The organism is Actinoplanes campanulatus (genome assembly GCF_014647795.1).
GTDB classification, from domain to species: domain Bacteria; phylum Actinomycetota; class Actinomycetes; order Mycobacteriales; family Micromonosporaceae; genus Actinoplanes; species Actinoplanes campanulatus.
The window spans coordinates 26,273-51,588 of record NZ_BMPW01000019.1 but is presented as its reverse complement, the minus strand read 5'-3'; the positions used below and the strand labels follow the sequence as shown (position 1 = coordinate 51,588).

The following is a 25,316-nucleotide window of genomic DNA, read 5'->3' as shown; positions in this document are numbered from 1 at the left end:
GGCCATCACTTGGCCAGCAGCACGGCGACGATGGTGGTCGCCGAGCCCACGATCACCGCGACCAGCCCTGCCTTCCACATCATGCTTTTGCCGCGGTCGGAGATGATGTGGGCGCCGAAGATCGGCCCCACTCCGAAGGCAATGGCGCCCGCGAGCAGCCCCGATAGCGCCGCGATCACGCCCAGGAAAAGCAGGCTGTTGGCGAGGTCATAGAAGATCCCGGTCTTTGGTATCGCTCCCGGATCAGGCCGGATCTGGTCCCAGTCGAAGTCGAACGGCGTCCCCGTCGGTGTGGGCGTCGGGTCAGCCGGTGCCTGCACCACAGCCGTGTGCAGCCGGGCCGCAAGCTCGTAACCGATCGTCGTCAGCGGCATCAGGCACGCTCCTCGGAGAAAGGAGCCAATGCAGGGCGATCGGCGGTGCACCGTTGCAGCACGGCGTCAGCGACATGCACCAGCGCGGTACGCGTGCGTCGGCGCAGCAGCCGCGGATCGATCGGCTCCGGTTGGGCAAGGCGCGGGTCGTACGGCACAGTCAGCACCGCCCCCGCGACGTCATCGGCCTGCCGCGCCACCGCGCGCACCTGCCGCGGTACCGATGGTGAGGTGGCCATGATCACCAGCACGCTGTCGCGGGCGACGCGGGCGTTACCGGTAGCGGTCAGGTGGGTCAGCAGCCGCAGCGAATGCCGCAAACCGTCCGTGGTGGCCCGGCTGACCAGCACCGGCACCGTCGCCGCGGCGAGGCTGCGCCACACCGGACCCGTCGCCGCGGGGGCGAGATCCCAGATCGTCAGCGCGAACAGCTGCCGCAGCCGATCAGCCAGGGCGCTGGCCTCGTCCGGGTACGGAGGTCGCCGCTCCTTGCCTTCGATCTCACCGACCAAAGCCAGAAGCCCGGACGGACCGCGCTGGACCCATCGCTCGACGTCCGCACGGCTGGTGAGCGAGCCGAAGTCGCGCACGGTGTCCCAGACAGTGGCCCAGTTCTGACGGCCGACTCTGGCACCGAGGCCGTTCCACGGCGCAGGCACCATGTCCACGGCGAGCACCGGTTCCGGCACGGCCAAGGCAAGCAGCCCGCCCAGCGCCGCAGCCAGAGTGGAGCGGCCTACGCCGCCGTCGGCGGAAGAGATGGCGATCGCCGCGCCAGGACGCAGCGCCGCAGCATGACGCCAAGCCCGCTCGGTGACATCCGCGGGCCCGAACTGGTTCGGGACCGGTCGGGGCTCGTGCACCGTCGCTCGCTGCGCCGGAGCGCTCGAGGCACCGCCGTGAACCTCCGTAGCCTTGAAGGGAAACGGCGGTGCGGGAACAGCCGCGACGGCGCGGGCCGGCGGCACTGCCGTCGGAAGATGATGCGTGGTTGTTCCCGCGCCGGATTCAGCGCTGGTGTCGAGATTGCGGTCGCGGGTGAACTCAGACGGCGGGTCAGGCAAAGGCATGCGTTTTCCCCCCGGAAGCTGATCGATGACCGGTGGCGGGCCGGCAGCATTCCGATGGGGTCGAATGCCGCCGGCCAGCTCCCTGGCACGACCGCCTTCAGCGGCGGCCGGTGATCGGCTTTTCAGCACGCCCGAGGCGAACGTCCTCGCGTCATGGCGTCCCGTCAGGCAGCCCCGGCGCAGCTGCGCACCCTTACGGCACAGCTACCTGGCACACCGCCAGCGCGCCCCCCGCGCGTCCGGTGACCGCCATCAACGGGCGTTGATCACGTGATCGACGATGCCGCTCGGAACAGCTCGCGAATAGTTGTCTGCGGTTGTCTGTGGTTGTCCCGCACTCGTCCGTATTGCTTCTGACCTGCTCTTACGGCGGCTATCTGGCATTCATGGCGCGGGGCCGGTAAACGCCACCTTCGCCGAGTGGGCAGGAGCCGCCGGCCCTATGATTCGACTTATCAACGGCTTCGCCGTGGGCGCGATTCGCACTTCCCGGCGATGGATGATTTCCTCGCGCAGGGAACGGCCGGTGCACAGCCATTACACGAGCTCGGCGGCTTCCGCGGAAGCTAGCGAGGCGAAAAGATGTACCGGTGCAGAATCGAAGCAGCAGCGGTCGTCCCGTGCGCGCTGTCGGTGACGGCCAAGCCGACCACGGCGACCATCGCCGACGCCCACCGATACGCGACTGGCGGCTTCCGTTGGCCTCGACTGGTTGATTAATTTACCTGCCACGCACCGCCTTGTCGGTGCAAGCAATTCCACCTATTAGCGGGCAGTATGACCCCTCGTCGTGGGTATCGTGGCGACGCGGCGAATAGTCGATGTAAACCGAGCCTCTTCCTCCTGCTTAGCGGCTGTTTCCGACGTGGCACAGGACGATGATGACCCGCACGATTGCGGTCGCTTTGCGTGGGCAGCAACGCAGCTTGACCAGATCCTCCAGGTTTTACTGTTCAGCCTGGAGCCTCGCCTCATCGATCACTCACACTCCAGCGGCCAGGACTGCTTGCAAGATCAGATTGAGAAAGGCTCAACGATCGGGACGTCATTGTGTTGGTGTTGATTCCTCTATCCGGATGGCAAAACGGATTGCGCAAAGCAGCACTAACGACACCCACGACAGAACGGGCCGACCCCAATAGATCAACCATCCGCCCATATCCATGATGGCGTCAGAGGGAGGATCGTTCGCGAGAATGCTCCTGATACTTAGAACGACACAGATGGCAAGCGCGGCCAGTAGGGGCCAGGGGAGCATGACGAGGGCGGTTGCGGGCGGCCTGAGCATGCCGGGCAGCAGCAAGCTGATGAGCATGCTGCCGAGCACCCCACCTAACAGAACAGGAGTGAGCTTCCAGCCTTCCTCGGTAATGAAGCTGGCGACATCTCCGATCCCCATTTCAAGTCCCTTCGCAGTAGCCATCTGCGAGCGTGTCGGTCAATTCCGAAGGTGACGGTCTCATAGGTTCGGTCAGCTTGAAGGTGGGCTCCAGAAGCGGCACGTGGGTCAGCACTCCACTCATCGGACCCCTTCATGGTCTTGTGGCAGACCGGTGCTCGCCGAGCTCATCGGCGAACTCATCGATCTGGCGGATGGTGACTCCGGGCATGCAGATGAGGTGTGACCATCCAGCGGTGCTGGGCAGCCGCCATCGAGTGCGTACGGCGTCCGGCGGCTCGCGCAGCATCACGGTGAACGCGCCGGGGTTGCGCCAGTGGGACCAGCCGAGGTGTTGCAGGCGTCGGCAGGCGTAGGTGGCGACGTCTCTCGCACGGTGGGTGCGGTCCGACAACCCGGATGTACCTAGCGTATCTAGGGCGTAGGCCAGCATGACCGCGCCGAGACCGTTGCGAGATCCGCTGATGGAGGTGTCGGGTGCGCCGGTGTACCGGATCGCCGCGGGCAGGTCGTCGGGGCCTCGCCGGGTGAGGACGACACCGCAGACCAGCGGTGTGCCAAAGAACTTGTGGCCGCTGATGCTGATGCTGTCGGCGCCGTCAGCGAGGTCGAAGGCAGGGCGGTTGGCGGTGACTGCCAGCGGGACGCCGGCGAGGGCGGCGTCGCTGTGCACGTACCGGTGGGTTACCCCGGCAGCGTCGAGCGCCTGGTGGATGCGGCGCACGTCGTCGACGGCCTCGGTCATGGTGGTGCCGATGGTCGCCGTCACGATCGCCGGTCGGCTGCGCCACTGGCCGGCCTGGCGCTGCAGGTCGGCGTAGTCGATTTCCCCGTTGGGCAGGGTGGCGACGGTGACGCTGGGCAGGCCGAGCAAGTGTTCGGCCTTCGCGACGCTGTAGTGGGCGGCGGCGCTGTGGAAAGCGACGGCATTGGGCAGTCGGGTACGGCCGAGCCACAACCCGTAGTGGTTGCCTTCGGTTCCGCCGCTGGTGACGTATCCGGTCCAGCCCAGCGGGGCGCGGAACAGCTGTGCGAAGTAGTCGAGCAGGTCGCGTTCGATGCCCTTGGCGTGCATCGGCTGCAGGCCGTCAGTCCAGGGATCACCGAGGTTGTTGAGCAGTACGCCGAGCAGGGGTCCCAGAGGCCGGTAGTCGATGTCGGTGGCGGCGGGGAATCCGATGCTGGTCTTCGCGGCCGTGGTGAGCTGTTGCAGCAGCAGCTCGAAGCGGGGCGTCATCGTGGGCCGATGCGTGGCGGCCCGCAGCCACCGGCGGGGCCGGTTCAGGTTGATGGTCATGGCTGTCCTCCGGTAGCGGGGTCGTGGCTGAACGGGCAGACGGCGACGGCCGGCAGGCCCGCATGGCTGAGCAGGCGGATGTCCGGCGCGAACCGGTAGCGGCTGGCGGCGATCCGCTGGTACGGCAGCCGCCGGGCGAGGACACGCAGGGTGGCGCGCAGTTGCAGGCGTGCCAGGGCTGCGCCAAGGCAGTGATGTGGTCCGGCGCCGAAGCTCAGGTGCTGCGACAGCCTGGCCCGTCCGGGATCGAACTGGTGGGGGCCGGGGTAGATGCGCGGGTCGTGGTTGGCGCTGCCGATCAGCAGCAGGCAGCGGCTGCCGGCGGGGATGGTTATCTCGTCGAGGGTGACGTCGGTGGCGGTGACGCGCAGCAGGCCGGCGAGGGCGGACGTGTGTCGCAGGCTCTCTTCGACGTGGGTGGTTAGGTAGTGGTCGTTGTCGGCGAGCCGTGCCCACCGGTGCGGGTCGGCCTGCGCGTGGTCGATGGCGTAAGCGAGGGCGCTGCTGGTGGTGTGCCAGCCCGCGACGGTCAGGTGAAAGACCAGCGCGGCGATCGTGTCGACGTTCAGCCGGGTGTCGTCGCCGTCGCGGTGGCGCAGCAGCTCGCCGATCAGTCCAGGGCCCGGGTCGCCAAGGTCAGCGCGGGCGGTGACGACGGTCCGGCACCAGCCCAAGAACCCGCGTAGGGCGTGTTCCCTGCCCGGCGATGCCGCAGCTGCCAGACCATCGGCGGTCGGCTGCCGGAGCCAGTTAGCCCAGTCTGGAAGGCTGTCGGCGGTATCGCTGGGCAGCCCGAGAACATCGAGGATCACCAGAAGGGGCAGACAGGCGGCAACCCCCGACACCAGGTCGACGGGGTTGCCGGTGAGGGTGGCGGTGAGATGTTCGGCGTGGGCCGTAACTGTGGCGGCCCACTTCTGGCCGGCCCGCTCGGGGGTGCTCGGGAACATCTCGCGCAGCAGAGCGCGGATGCGGGTGTGCTGTGCCGGATCGGCGCCGCCGAACAGGGCGGGCACGTCGAGGCCGGCCCACACGGCGGCGGCGTCAGCCAGCGGGCGGATCGGTGCCAGGTGCGTGGCGGTGAAGAACAGTTGCGGTTCGGTCAGGGCGATCCTGACGTTGTCGTGACCGGCGATCAGCCACAGACCGAGCTCCGGATCGTGGAAGATGCGGCTGCTGGTGAAGCCGTCCAGCGCGTGCCGTATCTGATCGAACTCGGTGCTGCCGTGGGTGTCGCAGGGATCGAGGCGCATGGTGAGGTTTCCCGTGGATGATGAGCGCCCGCTGCTCGGGCGCAGGGCGGCTCAGTTGATGGTGATGTGGTGGCGGGCGAGCCACGCGTTGGTCTCGATGAGGTAGGCCAGGGTGGTGTGCCAGTCCCGGACCGGGGTGGTCGCGGCCGCTGTCAGCAGATGCTCGACGCGACCCCGGTGCAGCAGCCCGTGCAGAGGTGCAGCGTGGTCAGTGACGATCGCGTGCAGGCGCTCACGGTGGGTTTTCTCCCAGGCCGCCAGCAGATGCGCGCCCGGGAACGGGCGTTGCGGTGGCCAGCTGACCGACGGTGGCAGCAGGTCGGCGGTGGCGTGGCGCAGCAGCCCGTTGGGGATGCCGAGCAGGTGCCGTAGCGGCCATGGGGTGTTCCACAGCAGTTGAGCCAGCAGCCAGTCCGCGATCGGGGTGTGCACGGTGACGCCGACCCCTGCGGCGAGTTGGTCGAGGCGGACCAGCTGTGACGGCAGGTAGTGGGTGATGGCCAGGTGGTGCATGATCCGGCGCCGGCGGTCGATGACGTCTTCGCCGTCGGTGGCCGGGATTTCCTCGAGGGCCTGCTGGAAACGCATCGTTCGGTAGCCGCCGGGAATCAGGTGCCAGCGGGCGTCGTCGTTGAGCAGATCGGTGGCCGCAAGCCCCGACGGCAGCCACGGAAACTCGTCATGGGCTAGTGCCTGCGGGTCATGCAGCCAGCGGTAGCCGCCGACGACCGCATCGGCGCCCAGGCCGCAGACGGCGCTGGTGTGGCCACGGCTGGCGACATGCTGCAGCGCCGCCATCAGCGGGGCGTCGAGGTTCGTCGGGCCCGGGAAGTCGAGCGCCAGCCGGGCGCTCGCGGCGGCGTCGAGCAGCCGGTCTGTGCCCGTGGTGATGATGGTGTAGTCCATGCCGAGATGCGCTGCGGTACGTGCGGCCGCGGTGATGTCGGCGCCGGCACCCGGCGGTTGGTCGCCGGGTTCGGCGAGTGTGAGCGAGTAGCCGCTGCCACGGTTGGCGTCTGGTCGGGACTGGAACGCGGCGGTGACGGCGGAGGCGATACCGCCGGACAGCAGGACCGCACCGGCGGGGCGCTGCCGCAGCGGCAAGGTTTTGTCCGCCAGCGCCTGCCGCAGGCTGTGGGCGGTCCCGTCGAGGTCCTGGCCGTGCTCGTCGGCCTGCAACTGCCAATACCGGTGCAGCCGGATACCAGCCGGGGTGGCGCGCAGCAGCTGGCCGGGCAGCAGCTCGCGGACGTTGCGGATGATGCCGTGACCCGGCGTGCGGGTGGGGCCGAGGGTGAGCAGTTCGTTGAGGCCGTCGGCGTCGACGATCGCAGGCACGTCGGGGTGCGCTAGCAGGGCGGTGGCCGTGCTGGCGAACAGCAGGCCGTGAGGCTGGGGCATCCAGTAGAGGGTTTTGGTGCCGAGTGGGTCGCGGATCAGCAGTAGTTGCCGTGCCTGGTTGTCCCAGATCGCGATGGTGTAGGTGCCGTCGATGCGGTCGACCAGGGCGGCGCCCCACTGGCGGTAGGCGTGTAGCAGCACCTCGGCGTCGCTGCTCAACGGGCGGGCCCGCTGGTACAGCTGTTCCTCGAGGCGGATCCGGTTGGTCAGGTGGCCGTCGATGAGCAGCATCAGATCGGGGTCGCGGCGTTCCGGGTGGCGCCAGTCGGCGTAGCCGCTCGTGGGGCCGCGGCGGGCGAGGGCGGCATGCCGGGTCGCGTGAGCCAGCCCGTCGCTGGTGGGCGCGAGCGCGTCGGCGAGGGCGCGCAGGATCTTTTGCTGATCGCGCAGGTCTCGGGCGGTGTCGGTCCAGCCGGTGATGCCCATGCCAGAGTTCTCCTCGCGGTCCGGGGGTATCAGTGCAGGTGGTGTGAGGGCAGCAGGTCAGGCGGCGGCCGGGCGGCCGGCGACAGCAGGACGCTGAGCTGCGGGTCGCAGGGAGGGCCACAGCGGCGGCCCCGCCGGGAGCCGGACTGCTTCGCTCGGTTGGAATCCCTCGGCCATCAGCGCACCGAGCTGCACCTGGTTGGCGGCGTAGGCGAACGTGGCGACGCCTACGCGGTCCAGTCGCTGCTGGCGATGAGCCAGTAGGGCGACGGCGTCGGCCGGGTCGGGTGCGGCGAGTACGGCAAGGTGCAGGTGTGGGATCGGTGGCGTATGGCGGCCGGCGATGTCGGCGAGCAGCAGCACGGCGTCACTGTCGGGGCCGCACACCTCTTGTAGGCGCTGCAGTTGGTCAGGCGCTGCCGGTAGCGGCCGGGTCCGGTCGAGCCATATCGCCACTGCTCGGTCACCCGCGAGCAGGTCGACGAACCCGTTCTGCAGGGCCCGCTCGATGAGTAATACGAAGCAAGCGCGTAAGGCGGCTGGCCGACGGCGGCGGTCGGGTAGTAGCCAGCCGGCCACCGGCTCGTCCTGGGTGTAATGCGCCGCCACGGCGGCGACGGCAGGGATGTCGGCACGGTTGATGCAGGTGATCGCCGGGGCGGCAGCCGCCGGGTACTGCGGCGCGGGTCGGTGCCGCGGAGGGACGTGGCTGGTCAGGCACGTGGTGGCTTCGGTGCCGGGGTGCACGCCGAGCTCAGCTTCCGGCCGACAGGATGCCGGCCTGGGTGACGACGCCAATCTGGTGGGGTCGGGTGTTCGAGATCCGTCCGGGGAACCCTGGCCAGCCGGCGGTGTGGTCGGTCAGGTCGGGGGCCGTCGGTGGTGGCCGGTCCTGCTGTGGTGCGCAGGTTGCCGAGGCGATGTTGATGACGGTGCCGTCTCCGGAGTGAACCCGGATTTGCATGCCGACCACAGTGGTCGAACCATCCTGGTTCTTGGTGCGCACGTCGTAGGCGACGGTTGCCGTGCCGTTCACATCACCGGTGACGTCGACAGCTCGCGATGTCACGGCGCCCTGACGGCAGTGGGCGATGACGGCGGCTGCGCGGATGGCTCCGCCGAGCACGGTGATGTCGGTGGCGACAGCGTCGGCGTGCCCTTCGCCTGCGATGGCGTGGCCCCATCCGACTTCCAGCCGGCCGTCGGCCGATCGCGCGCCGCCGGTGTTCTCGCTGGTTCGGCTGGAGGAACTGTAGGCGTTCGGCCCGGCAGACAGTGGCTGATCGCCGTAGGCGAAGGCGACGAAGGCGGCGTCGTAGGGCGCCGGTGAAGGGGGGACGGTGGCCAGCAGGGCGCCGCCGCCGGTCAGGGCGGTGGCCGCGAGCAGGGCGTACGGGGACACAGTCATCGAGTGACTTCCTTCTCGTGAAGGTGGCGGGGTCAGCGGTAGACGCGCACGAGTGAGCCGAGCGGAAGACGGGTCAGTGCGTCCATGGCCTCGGGCGGTACGCGAATGCAGGTCCGGCAGTCTGGAGCGCGGGCGTCGGCCTGCACTACCGAGGAATGGATGGCTACGGTGCCGACGGAGCCGGTGCAGGCCGACGGGGTCGGACCGTGCATGCCGAGGGCGAGAACCCTGGCCGGCGCGCTGTGCGGTGTGCCGGCCAGAACGAAGGTGCGTCCGGCTGGTGTCGGTATCTCTGCGGTGCCTGGCCAGGCTTTCCAGCTGCGGGCCAGATTCCCGTTGGTGAACAGTTGGAGCCTGTGGGACCTCCGGTGCAGGCGCAGTTCGTACGGAGTCACCGTGAGATCGAGTTCGGCGGTGCGGATCCAGCCGCTGGCGTTGCCGGGGTGTGAGGGCAGCAGGACCTGCACCCAGCCGGGTTGCTGGGCGATGACGGGCAGCCAGGTGTCGATGCCGTTGTGCTGGGGCGCGAGCCAGGCGATTGCGGCAGTGGCCGGGGCCGCGTAGACGTGTACCGGCTGCCGGTTGTGGGCGATGACCCCCGCCGTGCCGTCGGCGGCGAGATCACGTGGCGCGGTGTCGAGCCGCTGCGACGGCGTCACCTCTGGCAGTGCCGCGAAGTCGCCGATCTCAGCCGTCGACAGTATCGACAGCGGCGCCGCCGAAGGCGTCCTGTGATACGGGTCGCTGCCAGTGAGGCGGTCGCTGATACCGCGGCGCAGTAGCAGGGGTGTGATGAGTGCGAGCCCGGAGGCAGCGCACACCACGGTTCGTGACCATCGGTTCTGCGGCACCAGGCGGTGGCGCAGGACGTGGGTCAGCGGATGGGCCCGCAGAGACCGAACCGGCGGCTCGAGCCGTCCGGAAGCAATTGCGGGTTTCATGCCCGTCGCGCCTCGTCGGCGCCGTAGGCTTGCCGCTCGGCCCGGCGGCACGCCACGACGAGCCGAATTCGGCACACCTGGCGTCGGGCCGGTGGCGGCAAGCGCCGAACACGGGCGTCGACGCGCCCGCCGGGCTGGTGTTCGAAATTTGGCACATCGGGTGCCGGGGGCGACGTCTGGCCCCTTCCGGTGGCCTCGTTTAGAGTTCGTTGAACTTTGATCACGTCTCGACCCTCGGCCACCGGCGGCGCGATCGATAGATGTCTCCGGTTGTCTGGGGTTGTCCCGCGAAGACAACGGACGTGATCTGAAGTGGCACGGGCATCGGTCGAGAAGCGGCCGACACGTGGTGTTGGCGTCGAACACAGACGCGACTGTGAGTACCCCGGGGGACGAGGACATGAGTGCGATTACGCACGACCTGTTGCAGCGCGACACCAGACTTCCGGAGCCGGTTCGGCAGGCTCTGAATGAGTACGGCAGGGCCTGCAATCTGGCCGCGATAGCCGTCAATCAGGCGTTCACCATTGCGGTGCAATACACCACCGCCCGGGAGATGCGGGCAGCGGACGATCCAGCCGATCCGCAGGCACCATCGGCGAGACCCTTACCTCAGGCGCAGGTCATCGCCGATCTGGAAGCGGTCGCTGACAACTTCCATGCGCAAACCTTGGTCGCGTTAGCGCGGGCAGCCGCCTCCTACGCTGCTTACGCAACGCAGGTCGCTGTTGCCGCCGTCGCCGGTCGACCTCTGCCGCTGCCGGGCTCGGAACAGATCAGGCCGTCCGATCTGATCTGCGCATTGGATCATTTCGTACCGCAGGTCCGGTTTCCCTCCCCAGCCGAAGATCCGCGGCTGGCGGAGCAGAATGATGCGGTTCGGAGCGCCCACGAGGCACTGCGCCAGGTGATCTCGCACCAACTGTGGGGCCACAACGCCCAGGCGTACGACGATCCGTCCGCTGTCAGGGCAGGTGCAGACCAGCCGCAGGGAATCGCTGAGGCGTTTCCCGAGACACTGCACCGCTATGCGGCGACAGTGGCGTGGGCACTCGGCGTCGTGCTGGGAACTCGTGAAGAAGGCGACGCCGGATAGACCGGCGCCGCCTCGATCATGTCGTGCGCGGGTGGGGAAAGCCCGCGCGTCGGATAGCGGGGGGACTCGCGCCGTTGAGGCGCCTATGGCTGTTGATGGACCGAAGGCAGACAGCTCACCAGAGGAAGTCGGGATCCTCCGCCAGACCGAGATCAGCAACGGTGGCACCTAGTGCTGCGGCGAGCAGCCGCCTGTTGAACTCGTCAGGCTCTTTGTGCCCGTTCTCCCACTTGCTGATCATCGCCTTGAGAGAGATCAGCTCGGCGGTACCGCCGTGATCTACGGCGATGTCTCGCATCCGTTGCGCGAGAACCAATTGCGTCCAACCCTGCCGCATGCGCAGCCGCCGCAGGCGGCGCCCGAAGCTGAGCCCGGAGAGCGCGCTGTTCTCCTCGCTTCGGGATACCTGCATCGCTGATTTGTCTCCCCCCGCTGGCACGACCCGTCTCGGGTCGTCGGCAGACTCTGTGTACCTTTCCGGATGGGCCGATTCGGCAGAATCGGCCATGAGCATGGTCACCACGGCATCCCCCATGGTCGTTAGTGGTCAATCAACCGCATTGCCGCGACCGTGCGTACACAACCTCCTTTCCGTCGTGCCCCAGTTATCGAACCGCTTCTCCCAGGTTGAAGAGCGCTCTCCACGCCAGGTCGAACCATCCCAGCCGCTAAACCCCCTGATAGCGGCTCGCGGCCGGCGGAACACCGGTCCAGGTGGAGCCACGCGCCGGCTCGACTCGACGAGGGGTCACAGCAGGCGTGACGGCGGGGGATCTTCCGTCCTCTGTGTGCCGAGACCACGGTAGGTGCCGAGAACCTCACCCGCAGCTGTAGCAGAGATCACATTCGCCGATTGCGTCGAGCCATCGACCGACGACCATGACACTGAGTCACTGGTCCGGAACGCCCCCTTGAGGCGCACCCACACCCGTCGATGCGTCGCCCAACGTGGCCTGGTCGCGTCGACATCCTGGCCTGCCACATCCCTCGCCTCCCGGAGCGAGCAGTGGGACAAGCCGAGTACAACCCGTCGCTGACCAGCACGAACAGCAGCAGCGCATCCCCCGCGTCAAGATCAAGCCAATATCCTGCACGGCGCCGGGCGCCGAAGCCAGCCATTGAGAATTCCGAAACTGGCAGTTGGTGAATTGTCAATCACACTGCGTGCACCGTTGCGGATCCGCAATACACAGCGAACACACAGGCGAGCCATCCCCGGATCGTTCCGCAACACAATTGACCACCCCCCTCATGATCGACACTGCTAAGTTAACGCGCCTAACAACAGCCACCTTCACCTTTGAGCCGACGCAGCATGCACCGCGAGGTCAAGATGACACCAGGTCCACGGGGGACCGGCGGGCCCACTCCCAGCGCGAACGAAGAACTGGCTGCGCTAGTTCGCTCCTGCCGGCTACGACTCAACATCGACGACATCCCGGGCCTCAGCGCCCACTCAGCTCGCCGGCCACGACGCCGGACCGTAAGCCAAGAACTCGTCGCCACCCTGGTCGGCTACAGCACCGCCTGGTACAGCAGCTTGGAACGCGGCGAACCGAAGAACTACTCCGGCGACTTCCTGGACCGCGTCGCCTACACCTTGCGGATGACACCCGACGAACGACGGCTGCTGTTCTGGTTCTCCACCGGCCACGAACCCACCTCGCCACGACTGCCCTCCGCCGTCAGCTCCGCTCCCACGTTCAAGCACGTCCTCGCCGCCCAGCCCTGGCCCGCCTACATCACCGATCCAGCGTGGGATGTCGTCGCCTACAACGACATCGCTCGTCAGTGGTTCCCCTGGGTCGACGGCCATGAGACCAACGTGATGCGGTGGGTCTTCACCTATCCCGAAGCCCGCACCCAACTGCACCAGTGGCGAACGGATTGGGCGCCGAAAATGCTCGGCCAAATGCGCGCCGCTCGCGCCCGCTTCCCGGACAACAAACGGCTCGAGCAAGTTCTCACTGAAATCCTCGACACCAATAGCGAAGCACGAAAAATCTGGGATCAACCGCTGACCTACCTTCATCCTGACGGCGACCAGCGCTGCCTCTACCTGCCGCACCATCGCAAGGTGACCCGGGTCGACATCGTCGGGCTCGAACCGATGCGTGCACCCGGCACCCGATTTATGCTGCTCATCCCCGCCGACGACCACCCCACCTAACCGTCACAGGCACCCACCATCGACGCCGCTTTGGTCGTCCCCGCCAAGTCACCGGCGAAGGGCGACCCGAACCCCAGGCGCAACAGCCCACCCGTCCTGCCACCGACACACCCCACGGGTGACAGGTGACAGATGAGGCACCAGAATCCGGCTCTTCGACTCCGTGCGCGCGTCACACGCAACGCGCGCACGCGCGCGTAAGGCCGTCAACCGGGAAATCCCGGCACACCTGTCACCTGTCACCCCGCCGCTCACGACGCACGCCCCAGCATGGCCTGCTGCCCGTCTTCGAAAACCAGCAGCGCGATCCCCTCATAGAAGCGGCGCCCTTTGCCACCCCGCGCGTCCGCTACCCGGAATCGACGCAGCTCCTGCGTCAGCCGTTTCGCCGAGACCGCTCGCTCACCGGCCTGCTCGCACCACTGCTCGTAGGCGTCACGCAGCACTGTCGTCGGCACCCGCAGCGTCTCCGCGGCCTCGCCGTGGCGGCACATCTCCTCCACGAAACGCCCTACCGTGTCCTGGTCACGCGCGTAGGCGGCGGTTGCCGCGGACACCGACGCCGGTTCCTGCAACCCGTCCGCGTGATAGGCCGCTGCTCCCGCCACGATCCAGGCCAGCACCGCCGGTGCGTCCTGCGCGAGGATCTCACCCAACTTCTTGATCTGCCGATCGGGCGGCACGATATTGACGAACGGAAGTACCCGGATCCGGCGCCAGAACGCCGGCCCACCAGCCCGCGCTGCAGGCAGATGGTTGGCCAGCAGCCACAGCGTGTGACTCGGCAAGAACGTGAAGAAGTCCCGGCGCATGAACCGTGCGTTGATCGAATCCCGGCCGGTCAGCTGTTTGACACGAGCCTCCGCGAAACGCTGACCCTCATCAAGCTCCGTACACACCACCAGCCGGGTGCCCGCGAGTTGCGCCAGCTCCGCCGGATGCTCGGCGTGCTTGCGCACCATCAGCATCTCCGCCGAAGCCGCAGACGCGTACCCACCTTCACCCCGGCCCAGCGCATGCATTCCCGCCTCCAGCAGCGTGCTCTTGCCATTCGCCCCCGGTCCCACCGCGAACGGCAGCAGTTGCTCCAGCACCACACCGATCGCAGAGACACCCACCAGCCGCTGCACATAGCCGGCCAACGCCGTGTCCTCGGCGAAGGTGTCCTCGAGGAACCGATCAAACGCTTCGGAACGCCGATCGAAGTCCGGAGCTGCAACCGTGCTCCTGGTGTGCAGCAGGGCCGGATCAGAGGGGGTGAGCGCAGCGGTACGCAGATCCACTACCCCACCTGGCGTGTTCAACTCGTATGGGCGCGCGTCCAGCCGATCGATCCCCACGGTGATCCCCGGATCCGACCGGGCCAGCCGGATCACCCCCGACACCCCGCCCGCCGACAGCGCCTGAGCCCGGAACCGGCGCCATGGCCCTACCGACGGCAGCTCTCGGGCCAGCGCTCGCACCAGCTCCCGATGCCACTCCTCGTCATCCCATGCCCAGCGATGCCCCACCCAGCGAAGCCACATCCCGCGCTGCGGGCAATACCGCAACTCGTGCCCATGATGAGCGACCAGAGCCCGAGCCAATCCATCCTCCGTCGGCCCCCAAGCCGCCACATGCGGCACCGCCTCCGCAACAACCTGGACGGCGCGACCAACACTGCCAGCGCTCTGTGCCGCACCGTCTGCGCTCGCCGCGGGCCCGGCCAGCCCCACTGGCCGGGAACCACCGAAGCCGCCCGCACGCAGCGCCCGCGCCGCAGCGCTGTGATCACCGCCGTGGTGCAGCACCGCGTAAGCCCGAAACTTGGTGATCGGACGCTCGACATCGAAGACCGTGCTGCTGGAGAAGACCCACAAGCGGTCGCGATCATCCGCGCGCCCGGTCGTCGCCGAAATCCCCACGGCTTTCCCCGGCCGCCGCCAGTACCGCGTTCGACCGAGCTGCGATACCAACGTCCACCCCGCCGGCTCCAAGATAGCCGTCCAGTCAGTACGGCTCTCGAAGTCATCACCAGGAGCCAGCCCAGAGCGGTCCGACGGCTTCGGCCTAGGCGACGGGACCGGCGCAGGAGGCGGCATAGCATCCAGCGACCGCACCACCGCGAGCAGCGCATCACGCTCGGCCATCATCAAAGTAGGAATGCGGCCAGGCGCCGCGTCACCGACCGCGACCCATGGCCGCCGGCTCTCATGGACCATCCCATGCGACGGCGCAACGATCGTGTAACCACCCTCGCCGCGCGTCTCGGCCAAGGTCTTGATCTTGTCGGCCGGATCGACAGCGAGTTCGCCCTCTGTAGCGGCCCGCCGGGCCAGCTTGAGGTTCCTACCGACCGGTCCACCGTCGACGCGGTAGAGCAAATGCACTCCGCCTGATGGCGTCCGTTCCGCATAGCCGTCGACCGCGATCCGCCGCCAGAGCTCGCTGAGCCCGGCTGCCTCCATCAGCACGACCAGCTGACGCGCCAATCCTTCGGTGACAGCCCGGCCTTCCAGCTCCAACATCTCCAGGTTGCCGGAAACAGCACCGCACAGCACGGCTATGCCTGGCGGACTGCCGGCGAACCAGGCTTGGACCTCCTCGCGGCTAGCGCCTTCGTTCTGGTAACGGCGCCAGGGCACGAGAGGTGCCTTGCTGCCGTCGGCTCTAATCGGAATGACTGCGCAGCCGGCATCGTGCCAGGCAAGCGCGGCGGTCTGCGTATCTGGTTGTCGATTCACCCGTTCCCCATCGCGATATCGGGAACAGAATGCAAAGCTCCAGCCCGATCCCTTGAGACAAATAGCCTTTATGGGCTTTCGGGACCCGAGCTGTCACGCGCCGCACTCTGTTCGTCCTTGCGCGACCTTGAGCCTTGCCGATCCGTAGTCCTCATTGGAAGTGGTCTGCGGTTGTCTGTGGGTGTCTGTCGTTGTCCCAGCCTCGAAGGCTTGGTGGCAATCTCACGCGGGACAACCGGAGACAACTATCCAGGCGCTCGTATGACACCGCACGATGGGCAACACAGACACACTCGCACCACCAACGAATCGGACCGAACAGTAGAGCAACCCTCCGGAGATGCGATGCCGGCTCAGAACAAAAAGCACCTCGCGGACGAACTCCTCACATTCGATGAGGTCGTCGGACTGCTGAAGACCACCCCTGGAACACTTAGGAAATGGCGAACACAGGGAACCGGACCCAAGGGCTTCCGCATGGGCAAGACTCTGCGCTTTCGGCTATCTGCTGTCGAGGAGTTCGTTCGGGAGATGGAAAGGGAGTCAGAGCTGAATGACTGACCAAAAGACCGGAGCCGCTGGCTGAGCAAAGGCTGCACGCAGCATGTAGAGGTTCGCGGCCCGCCTCGGCCGGAAGATCGATTCCTGGCGCAGCGACGGAACTACCGGACGGCACCTGGCGCGTCATTGGTTCCATCGCGCCAGGAGTCACGAGATCGAGAGGATGCACGGCGAGGGGCCGGGCACCTCATCTTTGCCGTCTGCGATTGTCTGCGACACTGCCCTACGCGACCAGACGCTGGCAGAGGTCTGACGCCTCGGACGTCGTCCGAACAGACTGGATGGGTCGCACCTGGGCAACCGACGCCGGGCACGAGAAGGCTGGCATCCAGGGACCATCGCCGCCAAGTGGCGCAAGTCACACCCGGAGCCGCATGAGCACGTTCTTGCTGCTCAACGGGGCCTGAACGTGATCCAGATAAACAAGGAGTAAAACGGGGAACGAAGATCATCTTCATCCCCATCCCAGGGTGTTTGCCCTGGTAGATGGCTCCCCGAATAGGACTCGAACCTATAACCTGCCGGGTTTCAAGTTCATTCTCACTTGCCCAATGCGCAACTTTTCCCATCCGACTAAACGTCGGAACGCTCTGCCAGCCAGCTCAAATCTACCGTATCACCGAACCGATGAGCCGTACCCAACACCATTTTGTGAGCAACCGTCGAGAAACGGTTTGGGGCCACACGGGGGCGGGGCGACTCGGGGCCGGCTTTACGCCATTCCGGTGGACGAAGGGCAAAAGGATCGGATGATCACCACGTTCGGCATGCGAGAACACCGGCCTCCGGCCGCGGGCCGGCCGGAGGCGGTTGCGTGATCGGTGACTCAGCATCCGCGGCTGCCGCCACGTCCGCTTGCGGTGCCAGCCGCAGCTGCAGGGCGGGTGCTGCGGCGCCGATGTAGCCATCGAGCGCCCAGCGCGGTGCCTGGAGGACCCCGGCGATGACGACCACGGTCTGAGGGCACTGCGCTGACACCGGTGAGGACCCAGCGGTGGGAAGCGCTGGGAGGGCGCTGCCCCAGGTACCTGCCCCGCTTCTCCCGGATCAGTCCTCGGACAAGTCGTCGGTCACCGGAGCTTCGCCGAGTGTTTCGGCTTCGGGGTCTTCGCCGAGCGCGGATCTGCGGAACTGGGGGTGGTCGAGATCCATCTGGTTCGCGGCGTGAAGGTGGACCGGGTAGCGGGTTCGCCTGGTCCAGCCGAGCGACTGGGTACATAGGCGGGCGGTCATGCGCGCCAGTGCGGAGGTGTCGACGTCTGGTGTTGAGGGGATGACGTAGATCTCGGTGGTGTTCATGGCGTACCAGTTGGCTTTGGCTTCGTTTTTGCGTAGTTCGCCCTTGACGTTGGAGCCGAAGTCGGCTGTCCAGCGAGTTTTTGTGGCGCCGAGGCGGCCGGCTCCGGCGCCGTCGTATTGCAGGGGAACCGTGGTGAGGAGCCAGACCGGGTCTGCGAAGTCGACGTCGATGCGGCATAGCGCATTCGAGGTGTCGTTACCCTTGGTGATCTCACCATCGGCTGCGATCTTGGTGGTGCGGATGGGGATGGGGAGTTCTGCGGCGTTCTTGTTGACGCGGATGACCGCGATGGGGCGTTCTTTGAGCGGCAGAGTGTGCCCGGGCAGCCATGTAGTGCCGGCCCTTCCGGTCATGCCTTGTTTGTTGTTGTGCAGGCCGTCCCAGAGCCGGCGGGTGGCGAAGCCGTCGACGGTGACGGTGTAGGGCATGTAGTCGATTTCGGCGACGAGTTTGCCGAGCGCGTCGTCGATCAGTTTGGCGACGGCCTTACCGCCTTGGTCGGTGTCGACGAGTTCCTCGGTGAGCCTGCCAGTCGGATAGTCCTGGGCATGGAATTGGGCTTGGGCTTGGTGGTAGGGCTTCCACTTGCGGTCGGTGTAGCTCCATCCGAGCAGCGTCCATGAACGGCCTGGTGCTGTCGGCGGTTTCAGGGCTGTTGCGGTGATACAGATTCGTGGTGACCGTTCGCCCTTGCGTTTACTCTGGCGCCGTACGTGGATGCCGCAGTGGACGACGTCGGAGGCGGTGAGGCCGGGCGCGATGGTGTCGATCATGACGTCGTCGATGCGGTCGTCGATGATGCCGAGGCTTCGGTAGAGGTCGAGTTGTGCCAGCTGCGCGGGGTGGTCGGTGCCGCTGTCGCTGGTGCTCTCCTTGATGAATTGGGAGACGATGTCGCGCTCGGCAAGCGTTCGTCGGCTGCGGTGTTTCGCGTCGTGGTCTTCGGGGAGTTGCTGAGCGGCGGTGGAGGTCGGGGTGGCTTCGGCGTCTTCGTCGATTTCGTCGTCGTGGCTGGCGTAGGCGGTTTCGGCCCAGACGCCGACGAGGACACCCGGTTCGGGTTTGAGCGCCGCGATGTGAGCGATGTCGGCGGCGGATCCGGATGCGGGACCGTGTTCCAGGAACTGGGGTACTTGGTGGAAAACCGTGCTGATGGTGGAGCCGTGCAGGGCGATAGGTACGCCCTCGATGGGGTCGAGGGCGTCGAGGGGTAGGCCGTAGGCATCGGCCAACCCGCGGATCATGCGCACTCTGTTCTCGTCTCGGTACCAGAGACAGACCAGACGCAGATGGCTCATACCCATGGAGATGAGGGAGCGTTCGACGTCGACGGGCTTGGGTAGCAGCCCTTCTTCTTTGATCTTGCGCTTCTTGAAGGCGTTGAGGTCGACGTAGATGCCGGGTTGCTGTGCGGTGTCTCCGAATACCTCACGGAACTTTCGGTCGAGCTCGCGGAGGAAGTGCATGCCGACGCCACGGCCGACGGAGAACTTGTAGTTCTTGCTCTGGATGGGGCGGAGGTTGCCCGGTTCGGTGTCGAGAGGGCGCGGCTTGCGTTTCTGCGCGGTGGCGGCTTCGAGTTCTGCGCGCTCGTCGTCGACTCGTTGCTGGATGGCGTGCAGGATCGATTGATCCATGCCGAGTCGGGCGAGTACCTCCAGGGACATGCGGCTGATCGATCGGATGCGGCCGCGGCCGGCCATTTCGACCTCGACGATCGGGCGGCCCGGCTCGGCTTGGGCGGCCAGTACGGTTCGGGCGAAGGCCATGTTCTTCTTCAGTCGGGTGGCGGAGGCCGATAGCAGGATGAGGGGGTCCTTGATGTTCGGATGGGTCTTCATCACCATGCGGCCGCGCGCGAAGGCGAACGCGGTTCGGGACTTGTTGGGCCAGGGGTGGTCCCAGGCGATGAACCCGCCGTCGCTGTCGGGGTGCAGTGTGATGTCGTGGCCGTCGACGGTCCACGGGGTTTCGGTCAGCCGGCGGGATAGCAGCCAGGTGGCGGACTTGTAGACCCATGGCGGTGCGTCGGGTTGGTCAGCGTCGGTTCTGGTGAGGTAGTCAGCCAGCGTTCTTGTTTCTTGTGGTGTCTCGGCGATGCGTCGGGCGAGGGCGGCGGGGTTGGTGAGGTCGATGTTGTCGATGTGCTCGCCGGCGGTCAGGCCGCAGAACAGGGTGAAGGTGTCCTGCAGCAGGTCGTCGTCGATCGGTTCGCCGGTGACGAGGAACAGCTTCTTGGGGTCGAAGTAGGCATAGCCGCCGGTGAGGCAGCGCAGGGCGTTGGTGATGACGGAGTAGGGCGCTTGTGCCTGGTCGGTGTGCTTGGTGCGCTCGAGGTAGGTGCGTTCGAGGATCTTCCACATCGATCGGACGCCCGGCTCGAATTCGCGCAGGTGTACGGCTGCGCCGTCGAGTAGTGCGGGGGTGCACCGGTAGGCGAGGACGTCCAGTCGGGTGAGGGTCTTGGCTGCTGCCACGGGGGTTGTTCTCCTTGCCGGACGGTGGTCGGGGTCAGTCGCGGGTGGTGTCGATGCCCGCGTACGCCATGAAGGCACCGAGGGCTTCGCGGTAGATGGCGTTCATCTGGCGGCGTTGGGCGGGGTGCCACTTGGCGTGCATGCGGCGCAGGATGTTGCCGAGGTCTGCTTGCCAGGAGTCCTCGTGGAAGGCGTGATCGACCAGGTGCAGGGTCATGTTGGTGCCGCCGCGGCGGGCGCGGCCGGCGAGTTGGATCATGTCGATGACCATGCCGGCGACGATCTCTTCTTGCAGTTCCGGTGCGGCAGCGACGAATCCTGGGGCTGATCGCATGATCATGCCGAGGCGTTCCCAGGCTGCTTGGCGGGCGGCGTGCAGGACGGGCAGAGGATCTTGTGCGGCGTTGATGGTGTTGATGCCGGCAGCGTTGATGCTGGCGTACATCTCGGGTGGGTCGGTCATCAGCGCCAGCGGCCGGGTGCACAGGTAGACCGGGGTGATGGCCGACTTGGTGCCGACGACGATGTTGAGACCGCGGGCGATCCGGGCCATGGGCACGACCAGGATCGTTCCGCGCTGGGGGAAGGCCTCGAACTCTTCCGGGGTCAGTTCGGTGACTCCGGGCGGTAGTGCGGGGAGTTTGTCGCGGCGGTCGGCGTCCGGTGGTGAGGCCACGCAGAGGCCGCCGGTGTATTTGCCGGCGCCGTGGATGCCCATGGCGATGTATCGGCAGTGTTCGTAGGAGTTGACGACGACAGCGGCGCGGGCCCGGTCGGGGTCGCGGGCGGTGATGCGGGCGAGTTCGTCGTGGATCTCGTTGTCGTAGAGCTGTTCGCCGAGCGCGATCAGGGCACGGCGTTTGTGGGCTTGGGGCAGGCCGGAGATGGTGATCGCCTGGTTGGTGACGGCGTCGGTGATCAGCTGGCGTCGGGCGCGGATGGTGTCGGGTTCGGCGTCGGTCATCCACCATTTCACGGTGCTGTGGATGTGTTCGCGGACTGCCTGGGGGAAGTAGGCGGTGGCGGACAGGCCGATGACGGGTCGTTCGGTGCCGGCCAGGGCGAGCGCGACGATGCTGCCGAGTTGGGCGGTGTAGGTGTGCGGGTCGCCGGTGATGTATTGGACGGTGAGTTCGGCGTTCTTGTTGGCGTCGTCGAGGCCGGTGACGCGGTAGCCGACGATCGCTTTGCCGAGCATGCCGTGCGGCAGGATGGTCCCGCCGATGCTCGATTCGAGGCGTTCGGCGACTTGGCGTGCGGATTGCAGCCCGACGGAGCGCAGCTGGGCGGCTTTGTTGCGCAGGGAGCCGAGGGCGTTGTCGAGTTCGTGGAGCCAGGCGCGCACGATCAGGAGCTCGATCGCCTCACTGCGGTCGTGGGCGTCGGCGATGACGGGTTGCAGGATGTCACCGAGCTCGATTTTCACCTGGGTGAGAAGGTCTTCGCCGCGGGGCGCGAGCAAGCGGGCGAGCGCGGTCCTGACGGGGACGAGCGCTGAGGGTAGTGGCGGTGCGTTGTCGTGGGGCCCGTCGTCGTCGGCGCCCGGGTGGGCGGGCCACAGGGTGTTGAGGGTGGTGAACAATTCCGCGGGCACGTCGCGTTCGTCGGTGATGTTGGCGTCGGGGAACAGCAGCATGATGAGTCTGCGGTCGCGTCCGTGGGCCAAGTGCCAGCCGGTGGACGTGTTCGCTCTGTCGGTGGCCGGGTTCTGGCCCTGGTAGTAGCGAAGGTTGATCTCGTTGGAGCAGATGCTGCTGAGGAGGAACTCGGCGAGATAGCGGACGTGGCTGATCGTGGGGCACAGGTCTTTTTGTGACTCGATCGGCAGCCGGGCGGCGTCGGCGTCGAGGGCACGCAGCGGGGGCGGGTTGGTGTTGCGGCGGGTATCGAGGACGAGTTCGCTGGCGCACATGTCGAGCGCGGTGGATTGGAACTGGTCGACTTCGTCGATCATGACGGTGTGGAATCCGCGCAGCAGGAACTCGGCGATGCTGAGGTCTGCGGTGGGGGTGCCGTCGAGGGTGACGTCGAGGTGGAAGCGGCCGACCATGAAGTTGTGGTGGTTGGTGACCACGACCGCGGCGGTGCAGGCCTGCCGGGGCTGGGTGTATTTGTCGCAGGCTGACGGCATCCACGGGCAGGCGCGTGCCGGGCCTTTGGCCGGCGGTAGTGGGGTGAGTGAGCGGCAGGTCTCTCGGCCACGAGGAATGGGATGCGCGACCTCGGTGAGATGATCGAGTGCGCATCCGTAGGACAGCTGGTCGAGGCGCCAGAGAGTCTTCGGGGGTTGCTCGAGAAGGGTTCCTTCGATGCGGGCGACGGCTTTGATGGCCCGGTCGAACAGGCCGTTGGGCGACATCAGCGGTGTGCAGGTCGGCGCGTCGTCGAGTTTGTAGATTTCTGCCAGGTGCTGCAGGTCGCCGATGATGTCCCAGGCTGTCGAGAGGGTGGCGTCGACGTTGGGCATGACTAGGGCGACGCGCATCTTGTTGAGGGCGAACCAGGACGCGGCGACCCGGACGAAGACGCTCTTTCCGGTGCCGGTGGGCGCGTTGAAGATCTCCATCGGACCGGACATGAGGCGGATCGCCTCGGATACCGAGATGGAGTCCTTGGTGTTGACCTGTTTCAGCAAGCCGTGCAGAACGCGGTGCAGGTAGGCGTCGCCTTGCGGATAGCGGGTGTCGATGTCAGCGGCGATCTTGAGCAGCGCGTCGGTGTCGATGCGGATGTGCTCGGTGCGGGGCACCGTGTTGACGTGCGGGTGTTCCGCTGGTGGTGCCGGGGCGGCGGCCAGCGGAATGGTCGTGCGGCCTTGGACGAGTCCGTGCCCTGATGCGTAGTGGGTCTTGGTCAGGTACTGGCCGGGTTGAGCGACGTCTTGAGGGCGACGTCGGCGATGGTCGCGGCGTAGCCGATCAAGGAGCCGGTCGACGTAGCCGAGGGGGTCGCCTCCGAGCATGCCGATAGCGGCGTCGGCCTTGTCGGGGTCGTTGCCGGCGAGCCGGAAAGGGTGGTCGCCGGGGTCTTTCAGGAGGTTGCGGGCCCGGCGGGTGAAGACGGCTGCGGTGGCGAGTTCCTCTGGGGCTGCGGCGAGCACTGCGGCGATGCGCTGTTTCTCGGTGTGCGGCAGGTCGGGCCAGGTGCTCCAGGCGGTGTAGTGGCCGCCGAGAAAGAAGGAGGCGTGCGTGAAGCCGGCCGCGGTCTGGTCGTCGGGTGTCGGGGTCGGGAAGTAGTGGGCGGCCAGCGCCAGGGCGGCCAGGATGGTTCCGTCGGAGAGCCGCAGTCGTGTGGTCGTCACCAGGTCACCCCGGCGGCGGTGCAGATGGTCTGGCCGATCTGTCCTGCGGTGGCCACGTGCAGGCCGTAGGGTTCGCAGACGGTACGCAGCAGCGGCAGTGAGTTGTCGCGGTAGTCGGGTACGACCAGCCAGTTCGCGCCTCCGGCGTCGCCGCCGTCGGCTTGGATCTTTTGGGCGAGCAACAGCGGGCTGGTGTAGTCCTTGACGTCGATACGGAAGACGGTTCGGCTTGCTCCGGTTCCGATGGTCACCTCAAGGTCGTAGGCGTCGAGGTCCGGCCACATAACCGGGTTGAGACCACGGACGCTGAGGGCGTTGAAAAGGTCGACTTCGACACGGCCGGGAATGGTCGTCCACCTCCAGACTCCACGGATCAGAGCCTTGTGACCTTCGGCGAGACAGGCTGCCGGGACGCCTTTCGATGTGTCGGTGAACAGCACTGAGGCGTTTCCGCTGGGCCGGATCGGGGGCGATCCGGTCGGCTGCAATGTGGGCGCGGCACCGGGTTTGGGGATCTTGAAGTGGTAGGTGGCTCCCCTGCCGGCGTGTGGCGCGTGGAAGCAGCGGACGTGGCCGGTCTTGCGGCCGCGTACGGACTTCATCATGATTTTCATGGGCCAGCGGCAGATCGGGCAGCCGAACCACCATCGGTCGTAGATCGCCGTATGGGAGATCGGGGCGTAGAAGCCGGCGGCGGCGCTGGACAGGCCGAGCTTGCGCAGCGTTTTCTCGTCGCCAGCGGGGTGTTCGATGTAGGCGCGGCGGCCGGCGACGTAGCGGCCTTGATCCATGCTTTTCTTCAGAGCCATGTAGGCGCGTTCTTGGTCCATGTCGTCGTCGAGCCATTCGCCGACGAGGGGCGCCCGCCCGCGGGATGCCTTGGCGAGCGACTTCATGACCAGCCGTTGCTCGTCTTGCAGGTCGAGCAGGTCGTCGTCGAAGGTCCCCTCGGCGGTGATCAGGCGGACGCCCTGCATCTCCTCGGCGTCGACGTCGGCGGGCAGGAGCGTCTCGAGTCCGCTGGCGAGCCGGTCGCGGAAGTCGGAGAAGGTGACCGGGTCGGCGGGGCCGCGGGCCGCTTGGACTCTGCCGTGGGCTTCCATCAGGGTCCGCAGCCGCTCGTCCGGCGGCCTTTCGGTGTCGGTGAGCGCGCGGGCAGCCATTGCGGCAGCGGTGAGGACCTTGAAACGCAACGTGGCGTCGTGGATGACGCTCGTGGATTCAGTCACGGCCAGCACAGTAGAGCGGGGGTCTGACATATTCGGGTCCGCGTCACCCGAAAGAATGACTTTATCGGTCTACGTCAGCGATCTGATTGACAGCGATCTCGGGATATCGAAGCCGGTAGTCGGCGAGATGATCATTCATGTGTCGGCGCCCTTCTTCGGTCAGACGCCAGCGAAATTCCTTGACGTATGAGGTGCCGTCCACGTCCTCCTCGACGGGCACCAAATCGACAAGGCCGCGGCTGTCGACCCCCTGCGGGCGGAATCCGACACCGAGATAGAACTTGGAGCGACCCCATAGGTCAGTCTCGGGCAAGCCCTCCGTGCCCGCGGCGGCGACCTTGAGCAGGCTGCGCCAGAGCCATGGCGACAGCAACTCGCCGGAGCCTGACGGCGCGGCCGGCGGCTCCCCGAGCCCGGCACGTGCGCAGGCTCGCCCACGCCTGGTCAGCGTCACCAGCAGGCGGGGCACCAGGCCCAGGGGGAATACTTCGACTTGATCCTCGGTAAGAAGGAGAAGACCACGATCAGAAAGGGCGCGCAGCGTTGCGCCGGTACCCGAGTCGTGAATGCCCAGTGACCGAAGCTGCTCCTGAATCGGCGTGTAACCGGCGAACGCCGGGTCAGCTCGCACCGAGAAGGGCAGCTCTCGGCGCTGGACGGTGGCACTCTTGCGCAAGGGACGGCCACGGGTTGCAGCCGAGATTTCTTGATCATGCTGATAGCAGACGACCAGGTACGAGCGCTGCCGAGGGTTGAGCTCTTCCCACAGCTCCCCGGATTTGCCCGACCCCACGATCACCGCCCCCATATCCTCGTCCGAGGTTGCCCTCACGCCAGCGTTTCGATCGACTCTCGCAGCAGCCTCCAGTCCATGATCCGCGACGCGGCTG

The 25,316-nt window shown here is 66.8% G+C and carries 18 protein-coding genes and 1 pseudogene; 3 read left to right on the top strand and 16 right to left on the bottom strand.

Features of this window, described 5'->3' with window-relative positions:
• Window positions 1-5: 5 nt before the first annotated feature.
• The 10 genes and pseudogenes from IEZ13_RS31720 to IEZ13_RS31680 form a co-directional block, all read right to left on the bottom strand.
• Complete coding sequence (locus IEZ13_RS31720; protein ID WP_183223082.1) at window positions 6-374, bottom strand: hypothetical protein; 369 nt, start codon at window positions 372-374, stop codon at window positions 6-8.
• Complete coding sequence (locus IEZ13_RS31715) at window positions 374-1,444, bottom strand: MinD/ParA family ATP-binding protein (protein WP_183223081.1); 1,071 nt, start codon at window positions 1,442-1,444, stop codon at window positions 374-376. Before IEZ13_RS31715 ends, IEZ13_RS31720 begins: the two co-directional genes overlap by 1 nt.
• Window positions 1,445-2,291: 847 nt before the next feature.
• Window positions 2,292-2,392: pseudogene (locus IEZ13_RS47005) on the bottom strand (IS5/IS1182 family transposase); the annotation flags it as partial.
• A 97-nt stretch (window positions 2,393-2,489) separates the two neighbouring features.
• Window positions 2,490-2,843, bottom strand: coding sequence for a hypothetical protein (locus IEZ13_RS31710; protein WP_183223080.1), 354 nt, complete (start codon window positions 2,841-2,843; stop codon window positions 2,490-2,492).
• Between the two features lie 133 nt (window positions 2,844-2,976).
• Window positions 2,977-4,140, bottom strand: a complete 1,164-nt coding sequence (locus IEZ13_RS31705; protein WP_183223079.1) for a histidine decarboxylase — start codon at window positions 4,138-4,140, stop codon at window positions 2,977-2,979.
• Complete coding sequence (locus IEZ13_RS31700) at window positions 4,137-5,393, bottom strand: cytochrome P450 (protein ID WP_183223078.1); 1,257 nt, start codon at window positions 5,391-5,393, stop codon at window positions 4,137-4,139. The genes IEZ13_RS31705 and IEZ13_RS31700 overlap by 4 nt, the downstream gene beginning before the upstream one ends.
• Window positions 5,394-5,444: 51 nt before the next feature.
• Window positions 5,445-7,220 carry an asparagine synthetase B family protein gene (locus IEZ13_RS31695; protein ID WP_183223077.1) on the bottom strand — a complete coding sequence of 592 codons (1,776 nt, stop codon included), beginning with the start codon at window positions 7,218-7,220 and terminating at the stop codon, window positions 5,445-5,447.
• A 57-nt stretch (window positions 7,221-7,277) separates the two neighbouring features.
• Window positions 7,278-7,967, bottom strand: a complete 690-nt coding sequence (locus tag IEZ13_RS31690; RefSeq protein WP_183223076.1) for a hypothetical protein — start codon at window positions 7,965-7,967, stop codon at window positions 7,278-7,280.
• Window positions 7,968-7,974: 7 nt separating this feature from the next.
• Window positions 7,975-8,628, bottom strand: coding sequence for a hypothetical protein (locus IEZ13_RS31685; RefSeq protein WP_183223075.1), 654 nt, complete (start codon window positions 8,626-8,628; stop codon window positions 7,975-7,977).
• Between the two features lie 32 nt (window positions 8,629-8,660).
• On the bottom strand, window positions 8,661-9,479 hold the full coding sequence (locus IEZ13_RS31680) for a L,D-transpeptidase (protein ID WP_189285761.1): 819 nt from the start codon (window positions 9,477-9,479) through the stop codon (window positions 8,661-8,663).
• Window positions 9,480-9,969: 490 nt separating this feature from the next.
• Here IEZ13_RS31680 and IEZ13_RS31675 point away from each other — a divergent pair, with 490 nt between their 5' ends.
• Window positions 9,970-10,665, top strand: a complete 696-nt coding sequence (locus IEZ13_RS31675) for a hypothetical protein (protein ID WP_183223073.1) — start codon at window positions 9,970-9,972, stop codon at window positions 10,663-10,665.
• A 115-nt stretch (window positions 10,666-10,780) separates the two neighbouring features.
• On the opposite strand, the gene IEZ13_RS31670 is transcribed toward IEZ13_RS31675, so the two are convergent.
• A complete protein-coding gene (locus IEZ13_RS31670) occupies window positions 10,781-11,185 on the bottom strand; it encodes a helix-turn-helix domain-containing protein (protein ID WP_183223072.1) in 405 nt (134 codons plus the stop codon).
• A 795-nt stretch (window positions 11,186-11,980) separates the two neighbouring features.
• Between IEZ13_RS31670 and IEZ13_RS31665 the strand changes: the two genes are divergently transcribed.
• On the top strand, window positions 11,981-12,835 hold the full coding sequence (locus tag IEZ13_RS31665; RefSeq protein WP_183223071.1) for a helix-turn-helix transcriptional regulator: 855 nt from the start codon (window positions 11,981-11,983) through the stop codon (window positions 12,833-12,835).
• 251 nt (window positions 12,836-13,086) lie between these two features.
• Here the strand turns inward: IEZ13_RS31665 and IEZ13_RS31660 are convergent, their stop codons facing one another.
• Window positions 13,087-15,558 carry a phage/plasmid primase, P4 family gene (locus tag IEZ13_RS31660; protein ID WP_183223070.1) on the bottom strand — a complete coding sequence of 824 codons (2,472 nt, stop codon included), beginning with the start codon at window positions 15,556-15,558 and terminating at the stop codon, window positions 13,087-13,089.
• Window positions 15,559-15,819: 261 nt separating this feature from the next.
• Between IEZ13_RS31660 and IEZ13_RS48000 the strand changes: the two genes are divergently transcribed.
• Window positions 15,820-16,119: a helix-turn-helix transcriptional regulator gene (locus tag IEZ13_RS48000; RefSeq protein ID WP_373293055.1), complete on the top strand. Its 300-nt coding sequence runs from the start codon at window positions 15,820-15,822 to the stop codon at window positions 16,117-16,119.
• A gap of 1,047 nt (window positions 16,120-17,166) precedes the next feature.
• Here IEZ13_RS48000 and IEZ13_RS31655 read toward each other — a convergent pair.
• The 4 genes from IEZ13_RS31655 to IEZ13_RS31640 are packed head-to-tail and all read right to left on the bottom strand — an operon-like array spanning window position 17,167 to window position 25,258.
• Window positions 17,167-19,896 carry an RNaseH domain-containing protein gene (locus tag IEZ13_RS31655; RefSeq protein ID WP_203833978.1) on the bottom strand — a complete coding sequence of 910 codons (2,730 nt, stop codon included), beginning with the start codon at window positions 19,894-19,896 and terminating at the stop codon, window positions 17,167-17,169.
• A gap of 34 nt (window positions 19,897-19,930) precedes the next feature.
• Window positions 19,931-23,197 carry a DEAD/DEAH box helicase family protein gene (locus IEZ13_RS31650; protein WP_203833979.1) on the bottom strand — a complete coding sequence of 1,089 codons (3,267 nt, stop codon included), beginning with the start codon at window positions 23,195-23,197 and terminating at the stop codon, window positions 19,931-19,933.
• Window positions 23,194-24,435 carry a restriction endonuclease-related protein gene (locus IEZ13_RS31645; RefSeq protein WP_203833980.1) on the bottom strand — a complete coding sequence of 414 codons (1,242 nt, stop codon included), beginning with the start codon at window positions 24,433-24,435 and terminating at the stop codon, window positions 23,194-23,196. Before IEZ13_RS31645 ends, IEZ13_RS31650 begins: the two co-directional genes overlap by 4 nt.
• A 52-nt stretch (window positions 24,436-24,487) precedes the next feature.
• Entirely contained in the window at window positions 24,488-25,258 is a 771-nt protein-coding gene (locus IEZ13_RS31640) for a hypothetical protein (protein WP_183223068.1), read from the bottom strand.
• Window positions 25,259-25,316 lie beyond the last annotated feature (58 nt).